Origin of the sequence: Bordetella tumulicola, assembly GCF_965138755.1 — a bacterium.
In the GTDB taxonomy this organism is placed as follows: Bacteria; Pseudomonadota; Gammaproteobacteria; order Burkholderiales; family Burkholderiaceae_B; genus Bordetella_A; species Bordetella_A tumulicola.
In genome coordinates this window covers 138184-153943 of record NZ_CBCSFP010000013.1, presented here as the reverse complement: position 1 = coordinate 153943, position 15760 = coordinate 138184, and the positions used below count along the sequence as shown (strand labels likewise).

Annotated in this window: 18 protein-coding genes; 12 read left to right on the top strand and 6 right to left on the bottom strand. The window is 60.0% G+C overall.

The window, feature by feature from the left end; all coding sequences use genetic code 11:
- Positions 1-114 precede the first annotated feature (114 nt).
- The gene (paaX, locus tag ACNAZS_RS23650) at positions 115-1047 is read right to left on the bottom strand and encodes a phenylacetic acid degradation operon negative regulatory protein PaaX (RefSeq protein ID WP_415792981.1); all 933 of its coding nucleotides are present in this window, start codon (positions 1045-1047) and stop codon (positions 115-117) included.
- A gap of 172 nt (positions 1048-1219) precedes the next feature.
- Here paaX and paaA point away from each other — a divergent pair, with 172 nt between their 5' ends.
- From paaA to ACNAZS_RS23600, 10 genes are all read left to right on the top strand, one after another.
- On the top strand, positions 1220-2209 hold the full coding sequence (gene paaA / locus ACNAZS_RS23645; RefSeq protein WP_415792980.1) for a 1,2-phenylacetyl-CoA epoxidase subunit PaaA: 990 nt from the start codon (positions 1220-1222) through the stop codon (positions 2207-2209).
- Between the two features lie 75 nt (positions 2210-2284).
- The gene (gene paaB / locus ACNAZS_RS23640; RefSeq protein WP_230664500.1) at positions 2285-2569 is read left to right on the top strand and encodes a 1,2-phenylacetyl-CoA epoxidase subunit PaaB; all 285 of its coding nucleotides are present in this window, start codon (positions 2285-2287) and stop codon (positions 2567-2569) included.
- Between the two features lie 12 nt (positions 2570-2581).
- Positions 2582-3346: a 1,2-phenylacetyl-CoA epoxidase subunit PaaC gene (paaC, locus tag ACNAZS_RS23635; protein WP_415792979.1), complete on the top strand. Its 765-nt coding sequence runs from the start codon at positions 2582-2584 to the stop codon at positions 3344-3346.
- A gap of 32 nt (positions 3347-3378) precedes the next feature.
- Positions 3379-3849: a 1,2-phenylacetyl-CoA epoxidase subunit PaaD gene (gene paaD, locus ACNAZS_RS23630; RefSeq protein ID WP_415792994.1), complete on the top strand. Its 471-nt coding sequence runs from the start codon at positions 3379-3381 to the stop codon at positions 3847-3849.
- Positions 3850-3867: 18 nt separating this feature from the next.
- Entirely contained in the window at positions 3868-4956 is a 1089-nt protein-coding gene (gene paaE / locus ACNAZS_RS23625) for a 1,2-phenylacetyl-CoA epoxidase subunit PaaE (RefSeq protein WP_415792978.1), read from the top strand.
- A 70-nt stretch (positions 4957-5026) separates the two neighbouring features.
- Complete coding sequence (gene paaN, locus ACNAZS_RS23620) at positions 5027-6691, top strand: phenylacetic acid degradation protein PaaN (RefSeq protein ID WP_415792977.1); 1665 nt, start codon at positions 5027-5029, stop codon at positions 6689-6691.
- 14 nt (positions 6692-6705) lie between these two features.
- A complete protein-coding gene (gene paaG / locus ACNAZS_RS23615) occupies positions 6706-7494 on the top strand; it encodes a 2-(1,2-epoxy-1,2-dihydrophenyl)acetyl-CoA isomerase PaaG (RefSeq protein WP_415792975.1) in 789 nt (262 codons plus the stop codon).
- Positions 7495-7511: 17 nt separating this feature from the next.
- A complete protein-coding gene (gene paaI / locus ACNAZS_RS23610) occupies positions 7512-7982 on the top strand; it encodes a hydroxyphenylacetyl-CoA thioesterase PaaI (protein ID WP_415792993.1) in 471 nt (156 codons plus the stop codon).
- Positions 7983-8067: 85 nt separating this feature from the next.
- A complete protein-coding gene (paaK, locus tag ACNAZS_RS23605) occupies positions 8068-9381 on the top strand; it encodes a phenylacetate--CoA ligase PaaK (RefSeq protein ID WP_415792973.1) in 1314 nt (437 codons plus the stop codon).
- 157 nt (positions 9382-9538) lie between these two features.
- Positions 9539-10411: an SDR family oxidoreductase gene (locus ACNAZS_RS23600; protein WP_415792972.1), complete on the top strand. Its 873-nt coding sequence runs from the start codon at positions 9539-9541 to the stop codon at positions 10409-10411.
- A gap of 82 nt (positions 10412-10493) precedes the next feature.
- Here ACNAZS_RS23600 and ACNAZS_RS23595 read toward each other — a convergent pair whose 3' ends face one another.
- From ACNAZS_RS23595 to ACNAZS_RS23585, 3 genes are all read right to left on the bottom strand, one after another.
- On the bottom strand, positions 10494-10814 hold the full coding sequence (locus ACNAZS_RS23595) for a BON domain-containing protein (RefSeq protein WP_415792971.1): 321 nt from the start codon (positions 10812-10814) through the stop codon (positions 10494-10496).
- A gap of 308 nt (positions 10815-11122) precedes the next feature.
- On the bottom strand, positions 11123-11419 hold the full coding sequence (locus ACNAZS_RS23590; protein WP_415792970.1) for a hypothetical protein: 297 nt from the start codon (positions 11417-11419) through the stop codon (positions 11123-11125).
- Positions 11420-11468: 49 nt separating this feature from the next.
- On the bottom strand, positions 11469-12893 hold the full coding sequence (locus ACNAZS_RS23585; RefSeq protein ID WP_415792969.1) for an RNA polymerase factor sigma-54: 1425 nt from the start codon (positions 12891-12893) through the stop codon (positions 11469-11471).
- A 277-nt stretch (positions 12894-13170) separates the two neighbouring features.
- On the opposite strand from ACNAZS_RS23585, the gene ACNAZS_RS23580 reads away from it, so the two are divergent.
- The gene (locus tag ACNAZS_RS23580) at positions 13171-14436 is read left to right on the top strand and encodes a glycosyltransferase (RefSeq protein ID WP_415792968.1); all 1266 of its coding nucleotides are present in this window, start codon (positions 13171-13173) and stop codon (positions 14434-14436) included.
- 12 nt (positions 14437-14448) lie between these two features.
- On the opposite strand, the gene ACNAZS_RS23575 is transcribed toward ACNAZS_RS23580, so the two are convergent.
- Both ACNAZS_RS23575 and ACNAZS_RS23570 read right to left on the bottom strand, forming a co-directional pair.
- Positions 14449-14943: a DUF421 domain-containing protein gene (locus tag ACNAZS_RS23575; protein WP_415792967.1), complete on the bottom strand. Its 495-nt coding sequence runs from the start codon at positions 14941-14943 to the stop codon at positions 14449-14451.
- A gap of 64 nt (positions 14944-15007) precedes the next feature.
- Positions 15008-15292 (bottom strand): MatE family transporter, encoded by a 285-nt coding sequence (locus tag ACNAZS_RS23570; protein WP_415792966.1) that lies wholly within the window; start codon positions 15290-15292, stop codon positions 15008-15010.
- Positions 15293-15450: 158 nt separating this feature from the next.
- Between ACNAZS_RS23570 and ACNAZS_RS23565 the strand changes: the two genes are divergently transcribed.
- On the top strand, positions 15451-15678 hold the full coding sequence (locus tag ACNAZS_RS23565) for a hypothetical protein (RefSeq protein ID WP_415792965.1): 228 nt from the start codon (positions 15451-15453) through the stop codon (positions 15676-15678).
- The last annotated feature ends 82 nt before the right edge of the window (positions 15679-15760 follow it).

The window sequence follows — 15760 nt, the reverse complement described above, 5'->3', positions numbered from 1 at the left end:
GCCTCGGTCCCGCTGCGCGGGACTGCCCGATCCTCAAACAGGCCACCGTGGCCATGGCACCGGACAGGGACGTCTCAATAGAGAGACCCCCCGCATCAGCAAGTACTGCAACGACTAAGCCGGACGCCCCCCGAATCGCGCATAGACCTGTTTAGAAAGCGGCGTGTAGCGATCGTTGTCTTTGCCTGCGATGGCATTTAGATGCTGTTCTGATGCGTCGAACAATTTCCAGTAGATCTTGCCGCAGAGCTCGCGTGCGGCGTGGCCCGGCCAGTGCTCGGGCAGCATGGGCACGGGGAGCTGCGGGTCGTGCAGGACGATGCGGCGCCAGGTGTGTAGCAGGAGCATGCGGGCGGCGAAGGCGTCGGCGGGGGCGGCAGGGTGGTCCAGCAGTTTGTCCAGGGGGGAGAGTTGGCTGGAAAAGTGATGGTATTGCGCGGCCAGGGTGTCTAGATTCCAGCATTGGGGGGCCAGGCTCGCGATGGGTAGGCCGCCCGCGCCCGCCAGGTCGCGGCCGCAGAGGACCAGGACTTTGTCGGGAATGCCGAGCTTTTCGAGGATTTCGTGGGCGGTGTGGGCGTCGGCTTGTGGGTGGGCGAACAGGCCGGGCGCGATCATGGCGAAGCCTTCCCACTCTAGTTCGCGGCGCAACTCGGTGCGTTCGGTCAGGCCGTTGTTGCCCAGACGGGGCAGAGCGACGAGTGTCCAGTCGCCGTTCCAGTCGGCCGCCGGGCCATCGTAAATACGTTGCGAGGCATGCGCGGTGCGTCGCAGGCCTTGTTCCGAGAGTTGGTACAGGCTGCGTCGTCCGTGGCGTTCGGCCTGGAGCCAGCCTTGGGCGACAAGGCGGAAGACGCTAGTGCGCAGGAGCCGCTCGTTGATACCCAAGGGCTCCAGCAATTCAATGATGCCGCCTAGCCAGATCGCGCCGCCATGGCAGGCGAGGGCGTCGCCCAGGAGACTGACGCACAGCGATTTGGCGCGGGGTGGGTCGTCTTTGAGTAATTGGGCAACGTAGTGGCCCAGTGAAAAAGGGGGGGACGCCATCGAAATTCAGGCCGGATATCAGAATTCCCGACATGATACACATTTCTGATATGATACAAAAATACTTTTGACAATTAATTTTCTGTATTAAATAATCGTCTTAAGCCAAGTCAAACAAACGACCGGCGTGGGTGCTTTTTGGGGCCATGTTGCGACCGTTCAGGAGACGAATATGTATGCGCAGCTAGTCGAAACCGGTATCAAACAGGTCCGCAGCACGGATCAGCTCTCCGGTCCCGAGCAGGCTTTTCAGCGTCGCGTGGACGACGGTGTACGAATCGAGCCGCAAGACTGGATGCCCGAGGCGTATCGCAAGACGCTGATCCGGCAGATTTCTCAGCATGCGCATTCCGAGATCGTGGGTATGCTGCCTGAGGGAAACTGGATCACTCGCGCGCCCTCGCTCAAGCGCAAGGCCATTTTGTTGGCCAAGGTGCAGGACGAGGCGGGGCATGGTCTGTATCTGTATAGCGCTGCCGAGACGCTGGGCGTATCGCGCGATGAGTTGGTCGACGAGCTGCTGACGGGGCGCGCAAAGTATTCGAGCATTTTCAATTACCCCACATTGTCGTGGGCGGATATCGGCATGGTCGGCTGGCTGGTGGATGGGTCCGCCATCATCAACCAGATTCCTTTGTGCCGCTGTTCGTATGGTCCTTATGCGCGCGCGATGGTGCGTGTCTGTAAAGAGGAGTCCTTTCATCAGCGGCAGGGCTATGACCTGCTGATGCAGATGTGTCTGCATGGCACGCCCGAGCAAAAGGCGATGTGTCAGGATGCGCTCAATCGCTGGTGGTGGCCGGCGTTGATGATGTTTGGGCCCTCGGACGCCGAGTCGCCTAATAGTGCCCAATCGATGGCCTGGAAAATCAAACTGTTTTCGAATGATGAATTGCGCCAGAAGATGGTGGATCAGACGGTGCCCCAGGCCGAGTATCTGGGTCTGACGGTGCCCGATCCCGATCTGAAGTGGAACGCGGAACGCGGTCATTATGACTTTGGCGAGATTGACTGGTCTGAGTTTTATGCGGTGATCAAGGGCAATGGGCCCTGCAATCGCGAGCGTCTCGCGGCGCGTCAGCAAGCACACGAAGCAGGGGCCTGGGTGCGTGAGGGCCTGGTGGCATATGCCGAGAAGCGGGCGCAGCGCAAGGCGGCGTAGGCGTACGTCAAGCCGAACGCGCGACGCGAATTTTTCTGGATGGCGCTCGTCGTCCGATACTGAAGGGTATGCATCATGAGCAAGGAATGGCCGTTGTGGGAAGTCTTCATCCGCAGTCAGCATGGTCTAGCGCATAAACATGTGGGCAGCTTGCATGCCCCGGATGCCGAAATGGCCATTAATCATGCGCGCGATGTTTATACCCGGCGCAACGAAGGATTGAGTATCTGGGTGGTGCGCGCAGCGGACATTGTGGCGAGCAGCCCGGCCGATAAAGAGCCGTTGTTCGATCCGGCTAATAACAAGGTCTATCGGCATCCCACGTTTTTTCCGATGCCTGACGAAATCAAGCACATGTGACGGGGCACGGATATGGATAAGTCGTTATTCGAGTACCTGTTGCGCTTGGGCGATAGCACGCTGATTCTGTCGCAGCGTCTGTCGCAATGGTGTGGCCACGGCCCGGCACTGGAGGAAGATCTGGCGCTGACCAATACTGCGCTGGATTTGCTGGGTCAGGCACGCATGTGGTTGACACTGGCCGGGGAGGTCGAAGGCGCGGGACGCGACGAGGACGCATTGGCGTATCTGCGTCATGCACATGAGTTTCGTAACCTGATTCTGGTCGAGCGGCCTAATGGTCACTATGGCGACACGCTGGCGCGGCAATTCTTTTTTGACGTGTGGCATTACTTCTTGCTGCAGCGTTTGACGCAGTCCAGCGATGAGCGTGTGGCGGCGATCGCCGAGAAGTCGCTGAAAGAGGTGACTTATCACGTGCGTCGTTCGTCTGATCTGGTGGTGCGCCTGGGCGATGGATCCGATGTCAGTCATGCCAAGATGCAGGAGGCGATTGACGACGCATGGCGTTATACCGGTGAGCTGTTTGTCGATGATGCCGTCGATCAGGATATGGTGGCACGGGGCGTGGCCGGTGAATTGGCTGCCTTGCGTGAACCGTGGCTGGCGCATGTGCGTGAGGTACTGGACGAGGCGACGCTGACGATACCCGGCGAAGCAGACGCGGGGCACGCAGCCTATCAGGGCGGCCGTCAGGGACGCCATACCGAGGCGCTCAGCTATGTCTTGGCCGAAATGCAATCCCTGCCACGCGCCCATCCAGGAGCGGTGTGGTGAATAGCGTCAGCACGGTGCCGCCGAGCCAGATCATGACCTGGCTGGAAAGCGTGCCCGATCCCGAAATCCCGGTGTTGTCCGTGGTGGATCTGGGCGTAGTACGCGATGTCGCGTGGCAGGGCGAGACCTGTGTGGTCACGATTACGCCTACATATTCCGGCTGCCCGGCCATGCGCGAGATCACCGAGGATATTCGGCGCACGCTGGCGGATCATGGCGTTAGGGCGGTGCACGTGCAGACGCGACTGGCGCCCGCCTGGACGACGGATTGGATGAGCGCACGGGGACGCGCGGCACTAAAAGGCTATGGCATCGCCGCGCCGGTCGAGCGTGCGATTGATATTTCCGGCATCAGCCGGCGCGTGGCGCAGCCTACGGTGGCGTGCCCGCATTGCGGTTCGTCGCAGACACGGCTGGTGAGTCATTTTGGTTCGACCTCATGCAAAGCGCTTTATCGCTGCGATGCATGTCGCGAGCCATTCGATTATTTCAAAACACACTGAGCAGGGCTGTATTGCGTCATGAGTCAGACTCCGTTTCATTCCCTGAAAGTGGCTTCGGTGGCGCGCAATACGCGCGACGCAGTAGTGGTGACTTTCGATTTACCTGAAGCGCTGCAATCGCAGTTTGCGTTTCGCCCTGGGCAGTATCTGACGTTACGCACCGAGCTCGATGGCGAGGAACTGCGTCGTTCCTATTCCATTTGTTCTGCGCCAGGCGATGGGCTGTTGCGTGTCGCAATCAAGAAGGTCGACGAGGGCGCGTTCTCCAGTTGGGCCAATCACGAGCTGCAGCCGGGGCAGCTGCTGGAGGTCATGCCGCCCGCGGGAAATTTCACGGTGGATTTTTCGCCGGAGAACCATCACCACTACGTGGCGTTTGCGGTGGGAAGCGGGATTACGCCGGTGTTTTCGCTCGTGAAGACCGCGTTGTCGACCGAACCGCATAGCCGGTTCACGCTGTTCTTTGGTAATCGCGCGTCGTCGTCGGTGTTGTTTCGCGAAGAGATCGAGGACTTGAAGAACCAGTACATGGATCGATTTTCGCTGGTTTACATCATGAGCCGGGAAAACCAGGATATTGAGTTGTTCAACGGTCGTCTGGATGGCGACAAGGTGGACCAACTGCTGTCGGCATGGATGTCGCCTGACGATATCGATTTTGCGTTTGTCTGTGGCCCGCACACCATGATCGACAGTGTGGTGCAGCATTTACAGGATCGTGGTTTACCCAAATCGCAGATCAAATTCGAGCTATTTGGCGCACCACGTGGACCCCGTGCGCTGCGTACGGGACGAGAGGCGCCAACAGCCCCCGGCAAGGGACAGTGCCAGGTCACGGTGGTGCAAGACGGTCACAGCCGCAGTTTTGTGATCGACAAGAATAAGGACAGTGTGCTGGACGCAGCGCTGGCGCAGGGAGTCGAGCTGCCGTACTCCTGCAAAGGTGGAGTGTGTTCGACATGTCGCTGCAAGGTCATCGAAGGCGAGGTCGATATGGACGCGAACTTCGCCCTTGAGGATTACGAGGTCGCGCGCGGTTTTGTGCTCAGTTGCCAGAGTTTTCCAGTCACTGATCGGCTGGTGTTGGATTTTGATCAAGAAACTTGAGCGTGGCGGGTTGCGCGGGCAACAACGTTAGAACGCTTATCTGAAATAGTTTTATCCGGGAGATTCGCTCGTGTCATCAGATTTTTTTGAACGTCATCAGCCTGTACTAGAGCGTGCTGTAGCCGCCGCCGCCGACCGTGGTTACTGGAGCCCGTTTCCGGAGTCGCCCAGTCCACGCAACTATGGCGAGACGGCCAATGAGGACGGGCGCGCCGCATTTGAGGCGTTGCGCGGCAAGGCGTTTCCATTGGCACTGGACGGCGCCGATGGGACAGTAGGGGCAGAGCAATCACCCTATGGTTTTGCCTTGGGCATCACGTATCCGCGCGTGCGCCCTGCGAGGCTGGTGCAGTCCGCGGCCCGCGCGCAGGAGACCTGGCGTCGTGCCGGCCCTCGGGTCTGGGTCGGTGTATCGATGGAGATACTGGCTCGCCTTAACAAGCGCAGTTTCGAGATTGCCCATGCGGTGCAGCACACGACGGGTCAGGGTTTCATGATGGCCTTTCAGGCCGGCGGGCCGCATGCGCAGGACCGCGGGCTGGAGGCCGTGGCCTATGCATGGCAGGAAATGGCGCGCATTCCGGACGTTGCGCTTTGGGAAAAGCCCCAGGGTAAGAACGATCCCATCAAAATGGAAAAGCGCTTCACCGTGGTGCCGCGCGGTACGGCGCTGGTGATTGGGTGCTCGACCTTTCCGACCTGGAATGGCTATCCGGGGCTGTTTGCCAGTCTGGCCACTGGCAACACGGTGATCATCAAACCGCATCCCGCTGCGATTTTGCCATTGGCCCTCACCGTGCAGGTGGCTCGCGAAGTGCTGAAAGAGGCGGGGTTTGATCCCGACGTCGTGCAGCTCGCCGCGCACGAAGCCAGCGACGATACTGCACAGCAATTGGCACAGGACCCGAGCGTCAAGATCATTGATTTCACGGGCAGCAGCGCCAACGGCAACTGGCTGGAGCAAAATGCGCGTCAGGCGCAGGTGTACACCGAGAAGGCCGGCGTTAATCAAGTGATCATCGATTCCGCCGATGACCTCAAAGGCGTGGTGCGCAATCTGGCGTTCTCACTGACGCTGTACTCGGGACAGATGTGCACGGCGCCGCAGAATATCTACGTGCCTCGTGACGGTATTCAGACGGCCGAGGGACCGGTCAGTTTTGATGATGTCGCGGCAGCACTGGGAACGGCCATCAACAAGCTGTGCGCGGATCCCGCCAAGGTGGTGGAACTGACCGGGGCGATTCAGAACGAGGGCATCGTCAAACGCGTTGAGCAGGCGCGTGCGCTGGGCCTGCCCGTGCTGGCCGATAGCCAGGCGCTGACGCATCCTCAATTCGAGGGGGCGCGCGTGCATACCCCCTTGTTATTGCGCGCCGAGGCCGGCAATCCCGATATCAGCAAGGAATGGTTCGGGCCGATTGCGTTCGTGGTGGCCACGGACTCGACCGAACACAGTATCCAACTGGCACGCGACAGCGTGATCCAGCATGGCGCGTTGTCTTTTTCCGCCTACACGACCGACGATACGGTGGCCGACCACATACAGGATGCGGCAGAGGTCTCGGGGGTCGCGCTATCGCTGAACTTGACCGGCGCTGTCTTTGTGAACCAGACTGCGGCGTTCAGTGATTTTCATGGAACCGGTGCCAATCCGTCAGCCAACGCCGCGCTCTCTGATTCGGCATTCGTGTCCAACCGATTCCGGGTGGTGCAGACGCGCCGCCATGTATGACTAGGTGATATCTCATGACGTACCAGAGCATTTTGTTTGACCTGTCAGGCGGTATCGCGCGTTTGACGCTGAACCGCCCGGACAAGCTCAACAGCTTTACGGCCGCTATGCATGGCGAAGTCGCCGACGCACTGACCCGCGTCGAGAACGACGGTGCGCGTGTCCTGATCCTGACGGGCATGGGGCGTGGCTTTTGTGCCGGGCAGGATCTCAGTGAACGCCAGATGGCGGCGGACGGTATCCCGCCTGATCTGGGGGAAACGGTGGAGAAGTTCTACGCACCGCTGGTACGTCGCTTGAACGCATTGCCCATGCCCGTCGTGGTTGGTGTCAATGGCATCGCCGCCGGGGCTGGCGCGAACTTGGCCTTTGCCGGCGATATCGTCATCGCCAAAGCGTCCGCCAGCTTTATCCAGTCGTTCTGCCGTTTGGGCCTGATTCCCGATACGGGTGGGACCTATGTCTTGCCGCGCCTGGTCGGACGCGCGCGCGCGATGGGACTGGCGATGCTGGGTGACAAGATCAGCGCGCAGCAGGCCCAGGACTGGGGCCTGATCTGGCAATGTGTGCCGGACGCCGATTTCGATGCGGCCCTGGACAAGCTGGCCACGCATTTTGCTTCGGCACCCACACGCGGCTTGGCCGGCACCAAACAGGCCCTGCAAGTGAGCCTGCAGAATGACCTGGAGACGCAGCTGAATCTGGAACGCGACTTGATGCGCGAGTTGGGACGCAGTGCGGACTATGCCGAAGGCGTCGCCGCCTTTATGGGCAAGCGCGAGCCTCAGTTCAAAGGACGATGATGAGCGAACGAGTGTCCTTGTCCCCCGCGGTCGCCGATCTCGAGATACCCGCCGACCCACAAGCCTTGGCCGAGACCGTCGGCGCCGCCATGTACGCGGTTGACCTCGCTACCCAGAGCCTGGGCATGCAGATCGTGGAAATCGCGCCGGGTTATGCGCGCCTGACGATGCCCGTGCGTTCTGACATGCTCAATGGCCATCAGACCTGCCACGGTGGTTTTATGTTCGCATTGGCCGATAGCACCTTTGCCTTTGCCTGCAATTCGCGCAACGTCAGCACCGTGGCCTCGGGATGCACGATCGATTTTCTGGCGCCGGGCTTCGCGGGTGATGTCCTGACCGCTGTCGCACAAGAGCGCTCGCTGGCCGGGCGCACCGGCGTCTACGACGTCACCATTACCAATCAGGACGGGCGGCAGCTGGCGTTGTTCCGGGGGCGCTCGTATCGCATTAAAGGGCAGATCGTCGGAACACCGGCAGCACCTTGACCGCAGCCGATGCGCAGGTATTGCCGCGCTTTGAACACGTTGATAAAACGGCCCCAAACCGACCCGCATTTCAGGAGACAAACCCATGTCCAATACCGTGAGCAAACCCGGACTGGATCCTATCGAGCACGCAAGCCGTGACGAGATCGAGGCGTTGCAGTTGCAGCGCCTGCAATGGACGGTGGCGCACGCCTATCAGAACGTGCCGCACTATAAGAAAGCATTTGATGCGGCGGGCGTGCATCCCGATGATCTGAAGCAATTATCGGACATCGCCAAGTTTCCGTTCACCGTTAAAAAAGACCTGCGCGAGAACTATCCCTTTGGTATGTTTGCCGTGCCTCGCGAACAGGTGGCCCGTGTGCATGCCTCCAGCGGTACTACCGGCAAGCCCACCGTGGTGGGCTATACCGCGCAAGATATCGATAACTGGGCCAACCTGGTGGCGCGTTCAATCCGTGCCGCCGGCGGCAAGCGAGGAGATCTCGTGCATATCGCCTATGGCTATGGACTGTTTACCGGTGGACTCGGCGCGCACTACGGCGCGGAAAAATTGGGCTGCACGGTCATCCCCATGTCAGGCGGACAGACTGAAAAGCAAGTGCAGTTGATTAGCGATTTCCGTCCCGACATCATCATGGTGACGCCGTCGTACTTCTGCAATATCCTCGAAGAACAACGTCGCCAGGGGATCGACCCGCGTCAAAGCTCGTTGCGCATTGGTATTTTCGGGGCGGAGCCCTGGACTGGCCAAATGCGGCAAGACATCGAAAACGAGGGCGGGATAGACGCGGTAGACATCTATGGTCTGTCGGAAGTCATGGGGCCAGGGGTAGCCAGTGAATGCGTAGAGACCAAAGACGGTCCGGTTGTGTGGGAAGATCATTTCTACGCAGAGATCATTAATCCCGACACCGGCGAACCCGTCGCCGACGGCGAGTCCGGCGAATTGGTCTTTACCTCCTTGACCAAAGAGGCCATGCCTATCATCCGCTATCGCACGCGCGATTTAACGCGACTGTTGCCCCCGACATCGCGCAGCATGCGCCGCATCGGCAAGATCACGGGCCGCAGCGATGACATGTTGATCGTGCGTGGCGTCAATCTGTTCCCCACGCAAGTCGAAGAGCAGGTCCTGAAAATCGCCCAACTGGCACCGCATTATCAGTTGGTGCTGACGCGCACCGGCAATCTGGACGAATTGGAGATCCTGACCGAGGTGCGAGACGAGTTTGCGAATTTGCTTGAGCTGGAGCGCGAGGCGCTAGGCAAGCAACTGCAGGCGGCCGTCAAGTCCTATGTCGGCGTGACCGCCCGGGTGAGGGTGGCGGAGTGCGGGTTTGTCGAGCGGACACTGACGGGCAAAGCACGACGGGTGGTTGATAAGCGACCGCGATAGCCTATGGTGATGACCGGGCGCCAAGGTAATAACGTCGCCGTCACGTGTGATCTCTAATTCGCTAATGCCGTCATATATCTAGGCACAAGGCTTGCGAGGCTGACTGACGTACGCGCGATGGCGCGCGAGTTCAATCAGCATTCAGGAGATCAGCCCTATGTCTACTCACCGCACCCCGCAAGCCAGCGATGACGGCAAGCCACGTCAACAGGCCCAGCCCGGCCGGCAGGACCGCATGGCTCCGCGCCCCGAGGGTGAAGAACGAAATTACCTGGCCGCCGGCAAACTGCGCGGGCGGTGTGCCGTCATCACCGGCGGCGATAGCGGCATCGGGCGAGCGGTGGCGGTCGCCTTTGCCAAGGAAGGGGCCGATGTGCTGGTCACCTACCTGGAAGAGCACGAAGACGCCCGCGAAACTGAGCGACTGGTACGCGAAACGGGCCAGCGTTGCGTGTTGATCGCTGGCGACCTGGGCGACGAAGCACACCTGAAGCAGGTGGTGGAGCTGGCGCGCAAGGAATTTGGCAAGGTGGACGTGCTGGTCAATAACGCCGGCGAGCAGCACGTGATGGAGTCGTTCGAATCCATCACGCGCCAGCAGCTCGAGCGCACGTTTCGCACCAATTTCTTTGCCATGTTTCGCTTGACGCAAGAAATACTGCCGCTGATGTCAGAAGGCGCCTCCATCGTTAATACGACATCGGTGACGGCGTACCACGGTAATCCCAAGCTGATCGATTATTCGTCCACCAAGGGAGCCGTCGTGTCGTTCACCCGTTCGCTGTCCACGTCGTTGGCCGAGCGTGGCATTCGGGTCAATGCGGTCGCGCCGGGGCCGATCTGGACGCCCTTGATCCCGTCGACATTTCCTGAGGAAAGCCTGGCGTCATTTGGCAAGAACACGCCAATGCAACGACCTGGTCAGCCCGATGAGGTGGCGCCATGCTTCGTGTTTCTGGCGAGCGATGACGCAAGCTATACATCGGGCCAGGTCATGCATCCGAACGGTGGGCAGATTGTCAACGGCTAGAAGGCGCGCGTGGATTGCCCCACATGGCGGCGAGTCAGACACACCACGCGCCTGACTCGTTCGCTGTTATCGCATTCGTTGATTATCTGGGAGCACGTACCTGGATGTCATTGCGCACTTCCTTGACGCCATCTACGTTACGTGCCGCGATGACTGCTTGATTGGCGGCTTCTTGGTCAATGACAAAACCGCTTAATTGGACGACACCGTTATAGGTTTCCACTTGCACATCAGTAGCTGACACGCGGTCGGCCTGCACGAGCGCTGCCTTGACGCGAGCGGTCAGGGCGGTGTCATCAGTGTACTGGCCGGTGCTGCGGTGCCCGTCATGCGCGGCGCAGGCGGCCAGCATGGTGGCGAGAATAACGGCGCCCAGGCCGTGGACAACGCGAGAAATGGTCATGGCTGCTCCTTGAGAAGAGGGTGCGAAAGACAATGCTTCATCCGTCGCAACGCAATTCCTGTACCCGCGCACGCGATATATCGAATAGCCAGGTAAGCCAGCGTCGTACTTCAACACGGCGTGCATAGTAATGCTGCCGTTGGGGCTGCATTGTTTCGAAGAGCGCTATTGAGGCGTCCGTGTGGTCTGCGGTGTGGCGGCGCCGGCCTAATCGAAACGGCTCGGCCCAACCAGGGGCCTCGGCCCCGCTGCGCGGGGCTGCCCGTCTCTCAAAAGGCCGGCGCCGCCACACCGCAGACCACACGGACTCACAGTAGTGGCTTGCCATCGATGCTGAAATCGCCTTGACCTGCGTTAGCACGATGCAATGCCAACACACCAAAAACTGTCGATCGACGCACAAAGAACAGCGGATACTGGGAGACATTGCGAGCTACGGTCGGCGCGGCATAGGCCTGGTCGGCCTTTTGAGAGACGGGCAGCCCCGCGCAGCGGGGCCGAGGCCCCTGGTTGGGCCGAGCCGTTTCGATTAGGCCGGCCGGGCCTATGCCGCGCCGACCGTGGCGCCTAAAGAACCCACCGCCGTCACGCAACAGCATTGCCATCGTACGAAACCACCGTCTGCAGTCCGCGTCAGAGAATCTCGCGTGACCCTTAGTATTGACGCCGCATTTCGGCAGGCGGCCGCTTGATCTGCGCGCGGTATTTCGACACCGTGCGGCGTGCGACGACGATGCCGTCAGCGGCGAGCTTGCTTGCCAATTCCACGTCCGATAGTGGCATACGAGGGTCTTCGTTATCAATGAGGTCGGTGATCAGGGCGCGTACTGCACCCGCGGAGCATGTTCCGCCCGTGTCGGTGGCGAGTTCGCGCGAGAAAAAATATTTGAATTCCAGAATGCCCATCGGCGTGGCCATATATTTGTTGGTCGTGGCGCGCGAAACGGTGGATTCGTGGATATCGAGCTCGGCGGATATCTCGCGCAGCATCAGCGGTCGCAGGGCGACAGGGCCGTACTCGAAGAACATGTGCTGCATACGCACGATGGCCTCGGCGACCCGCTGGATGGTGCTGTAGCGCTGTTCGACATTGCGCACCAGCCAACGTGCTTCTTGTAGCTCTTGCGCCATGGGACCGCGGTCGCGATAGCGCGTGGAGCGAAACAGATCCGCGTAGACGCGGTGCAGGCGCGGCTGCGGTACGGCGCCACGATTGCAATGGACTTGCCATTGTCCGTTTTCTTTGCGTACGATGACGTCGGGAACAATGTAGGCGGGAGGAGCTTGATCATAGCTTCGTCCAGGCCTCGGATCGAGCGAACGCACCACGCCGCAGGCCTGCCGCAAATCATTGTCGCTGCAGTCGAGCGTGCGTTGCAGGGTTTCATAGTCGTGCCGAGCCAAAATGTCCAGGTGCTGCGCGACGATACGGCGCGCCAGTGCGACGCCGGGGCGTTGAGTGTCCAGCCCTCTCAGTTGCAGGGTCAGGCATTCACGCAAGTCGCGCGCTGCGAGTCCAGGCGCGTCGAGTTGTTGTACCAAGCTTAGTGCGGCGCGCCATTCGCTCTCGTCGGGCGGGATACTGAAAACCGAGTGGTCGGCCAGTTCTTGCAGTGGCTGGCGTAAATACCCATCCTCATCAAGCGCCTGCACGATGTACTGGGCTAGCAGTCGGTCGCGCGGAGACAAGCGATAGGTACGCAGCTCTTGGTTCAGTCGCTCTTGCAGCGATACCGAGGCGCCTACCCACTGTCCCATGTCCATAAGCGCGCCGTCATTGGTGCGATGCGAAATCGGATAGTCCCCCGAATATTCCGGTAGATGGCTGTCGGTGACCGGAACAGAGGGCGCCACGGTCGGAGCAGGTTCGGCAGAAAGGGCGGCACCGTCGCCGCCATCATCTTGAGCGTAGGCAGCGGTGGTTTCCTCATCTTCTTCGAGGAAAGGGTTTTCGACTAGCGCCTGCTGTACCTTTTGGTTGAACTCCAGGGCTGACATCTGCAGTAGTTTGACCGACTGCTGCAGGCGGGGTGTCAGGGCGGTTTGCTGGTGCAAACGCAACTCATGAGCGGTGTGCATCAACGTGATCTCCTTTTTGGGGCGGCATAAATTCAATGGGCACTCAGATAGCCATGCAAAATCCATGCCAGGTGCTTGGCGCCCGTGGCTCAACCTTGTTCTGCTGATCGTTTCAGGCTTTTCTTACGGGCTTGTGTAAGAAGTGCGCGACGACGTTGGTCCGGTAGGACGAGGGCAGAGGCGGCATACCGCTTGCTTCTTGGGCCGAAAGCGTCGAGCAGCCTCCGGCGCATCGTCCCCGGATCGCCGGGCCAGCTTCCCGTATGGAGAATCCCTCATGAATAAGATTGCGATTGTCAGTGAACATGCGTCGCCATTGGCATTGGCCGGCGGTGTGGATAGCGGCGGTCAGAATATCTACGTGGCCCAAACGGCGCGCCAGTTTGCCGCGGCGGGACATCAGGTTGATATCTTCACACGCAGGGACGATGCACTCTTGCCGTCCGAGGTGATGTGGCAGGCGGGAATCCGGGTGATTCACGTACCCGCTGGCCCTGCGCGCTACGTTCCCAAAGAGGATCTCTTGCCTTATATGGACGATTTCGGGGCCTTCTTGTTGCGGCACTTCGGTCGACAGACACGGCCTTACGATGTGGTGCACGCGAATTTTTTCATGTCGGCGCTGGCCAGTCTGGCGGTATCACAGCGTTATGGTGTGCCCCTGGTGGTGACATTTCATGCGTTGGGGCGCGTGCGGCGTTTGCATCAACGCGAAGCGGATCGCTTTCCGGATAACCGTTTTCAGATTGAGAGTGACATTGTTCGTGAGGCCGACCGGATTATTGCGGAATGCCCGCAAGACCGACGGGACTTGCTGAATTTGTATGATGCGGATCCTCGCCGTATCCGGGTGGTGCCGTGTGGCTATGATCCACAGGAAATGTCCCTCATCGATACCCGTGCAGCGCGCCGCAGGCTCGCTTGGCAAGATGGGGAATTCCACATCCTGCAGCTGGGTCGAATGGTGCCGCGCAAAGGGGTCGATAATGTCATTGAGGCGTTGGGTTTGCTGCGCCGCTTGCATGGTGTGCCAGCCCGTCTGTGTGTGGTGGGTGGAGATCAACGCGATAGCCCCGAGTTGGCGCGTCTGCACCGCGTGGCGGCGCAATCCGAGGTGACGCCGTTTGTGGATTTTGTGGGACGCAAAGACCGGCAGGATCTGAGCTGCTATTACTGCGCCAGCGATGTGTTCGTGACGACGCCTTGGTACGAGCCATTTGGCATCACTCCAGTCGAAGCCATGGCCTGCGGCAAGCCGGTCGTGGGATCAGATACCGGAGGCATACGTAGCACTGTCAAAGATGGCAAGACGGGATTCCTGGTGCCGGCGCGAGATCCCGAGGCGTTGGCTCAACGTCTGGTATACCTGGCGGGCGATGCCAGCCTGTGTCGGGAAATGGGTCGAGCCGGTGCACGACGCGCCAGGCGCTTGTTCACCTGGCACCAAGTGGGGCGGGATCTGTTGACGGTATACGACGAGTTGACGGCGACCGCGCGCACCCCCGCGACGATCATTGCGCATTCGCAGGGGCTAGCTGCTTGAATATCGGACGGGTCAGGAGCTCCCATGCCGTTTCAGTACGCTGATGTTGCCATCAGGCTCCATATAGGCACGGCGGATCTCCGACAGATCTTCGATGCCGCGCTGCCGCAGTTCGCTCATCAATTCGGCCGGCGTGATGTATTCGCGCCGCATGCTGCGGCGAAGGATCTGACCGTCGCGTACGAGGCAGACCTTGTCGCTCTTGAGCAAGGTGCCCAGTCGCGGCATGAAATAGGTCAATCGGTCAATCAGCGCTACCCATCCCACGATGACGGCAACCAGGATGGCGCCGTCGGTAATGGACTGATACTGGCCCGCCATGCCATTTTGCGCGGCGTCGGCGATCAACACCAGTACCAACATGTCCGCGATACCCAGCGACCCTACGTCGCGCCGGCCAGCCATGCGCAGCACTATCAATATGAACCAATACATGACCGTACCGCGGATGATTAATTCTAGCGGCGGTACGGTCAGCCGGAAGAGGTCTGACCAGTTGACGTCCATTATCGTTCTCCTTGTGGTGAAACGAAGCCGTCTCTGCCGTCGGGCATCGCCGGCCAAGTGAGATTTATTGCGCGTCGCCGCCGTTGCGTATGGGATCGGGTCGCGTATGGGCCACGCCCGCCTCGTCTTCGTCGACAATCTGATCAGTCTCAATGTCGGCGCCGCTGTCGTCCTCTAGCGACGGCTCTACGCTTTCGCGTTCCCCTGTGCCCTGTGAGTCGGTGTCATGTTCGCCAGCCGAGCCCGGCAGATCGCTGCCCGAGTCCGATGAGTCGCTGGGGCCCAGGCCGGGTTGACGCGGCACAGCATGAGTGAGAAAGAGCGGGATTCGAAGAATAGACAAGTTCATGGTGTGCTCCTTAGGCAGAGAGACTGCGCCACAGGGCGCGGAGCAAATGCACTGCAAGTTTCGTGCCGTGGGTGCGGGGGCTGGAACGAAAATTGCGACATGATGGGTGTTTTTAATTAATTACCTTTAAACGGATGCCTTTGATTTGGGAGATCGCCATGTCTGACTCCGATAAAGCCTCGTCACCGACTTCACCTTCCAGTCGGCGCGAGCAAGAGGACGAACGCATGCGGCGTCGCGATACCGACCGCACCTTGAATGATCGCCCTGCCGATCCGAATCGCGCCGGCGCAAAAATACGTATTCCGCCAGGCGTGGACGCGGAAGACTTCCGCGATCCGGGGCGACAGACCCCTGATGCGCCGCCAGTAGACAATCGCTCGTGAGGCGAGGTGCTGGGCCGAGGGCCCCAGCCCTCGGGCACGTCGGTTGCTATGCCGTTTCAGCCCGCGATCGGCGGGTATCCCC

What these genes read in the sequence shown, in the direction of transcription:
- paaX (WP_415792981.1), bottom strand. Translation starts at nt 1,047, where the DNA reads ATGGCGTCCCCCCCTTTTTCACTGGGCCACTACGTTGCCCAATTACTC.
- paaA (WP_415792980.1), top strand. Translation starts at nt 1,220, where the DNA reads ATGTATGCGCAGCTAGTCGAAACCGGTATCAAACAGGTCCGCAGCACG.
- paaB (WP_230664500.1), top strand. Translation starts at nt 2,285, where the DNA reads ATGAGCAAGGAATGGCCGTTGTGGGAAGTCTTCATCCGCAGTCAGCAT.
- paaC (WP_415792979.1), top strand. Translation starts at nt 2,582, where the DNA reads ATGGATAAGTCGTTATTCGAGTACCTGTTGCGCTTGGGCGATAGCACG.
- paaD (WP_415792994.1), top strand. Translation starts at nt 3,379, where the DNA reads ATGACCTGGCTGGAAAGCGTGCCCGATCCCGAAATCCCGGTGTTGTCC.
- paaE (WP_415792978.1), top strand. Translation starts at nt 3,868, where the DNA reads ATGAGTCAGACTCCGTTTCATTCCCTGAAAGTGGCTTCGGTGGCGCGC.
- paaG (WP_415792975.1), top strand. Translation starts at nt 6,706, where the DNA reads ATGACGTACCAGAGCATTTTGTTTGACCTGTCAGGCGGTATCGCGCGT.
- paaK (WP_415792973.1), top strand. Translation starts at nt 8,068, where the DNA reads ATGTCCAATACCGTGAGCAAACCCGGACTGGATCCTATCGAGCACGCA.
- ACNAZS_RS23600 (WP_415792972.1), top strand. Translation starts at nt 9,539, where the DNA reads ATGTCTACTCACCGCACCCCGCAAGCCAGCGATGACGGCAAGCCACGT.
- ACNAZS_RS23595 (WP_415792971.1), bottom strand. Translation starts at nt 10,814, where the DNA reads ATGACCATTTCTCGCGTTGTCCACGGCCTGGGCGCCGTTATTCTCGCC.
- ACNAZS_RS23590 (WP_415792970.1), bottom strand. Translation starts at nt 11,419, where the DNA reads ATGGCAATGCTGTTGCGTGACGGCGGTGGGTTCTTTAGGCGCCACGGT.
- ACNAZS_RS23585 (WP_415792969.1), bottom strand. Translation starts at nt 12,893, where the DNA reads ATGCACACCGCTCATGAGTTGCGTTTGCACCAGCAAACCGCCCTGACA.
- ACNAZS_RS23580 (WP_415792968.1), top strand. Translation starts at nt 13,171, where the DNA reads ATGAATAAGATTGCGATTGTCAGTGAACATGCGTCGCCATTGGCATTG.
- ACNAZS_RS23575 (WP_415792967.1), bottom strand. Translation starts at nt 14,943, where the DNA reads ATGGACGTCAACTGGTCAGACCTCTTCCGGCTGACCGTACCGCCGCTA.
- ACNAZS_RS23570 (WP_415792966.1), bottom strand. Translation starts at nt 15,292, where the DNA reads ATGAACTTGTCTATTCTTCGAATCCCGCTCTTTCTCACTCATGCTGTG.
- ACNAZS_RS23565 (WP_415792965.1), top strand. Translation starts at nt 15,451, where the DNA reads ATGTCTGACTCCGATAAAGCCTCGTCACCGACTTCACCTTCCAGTCGG.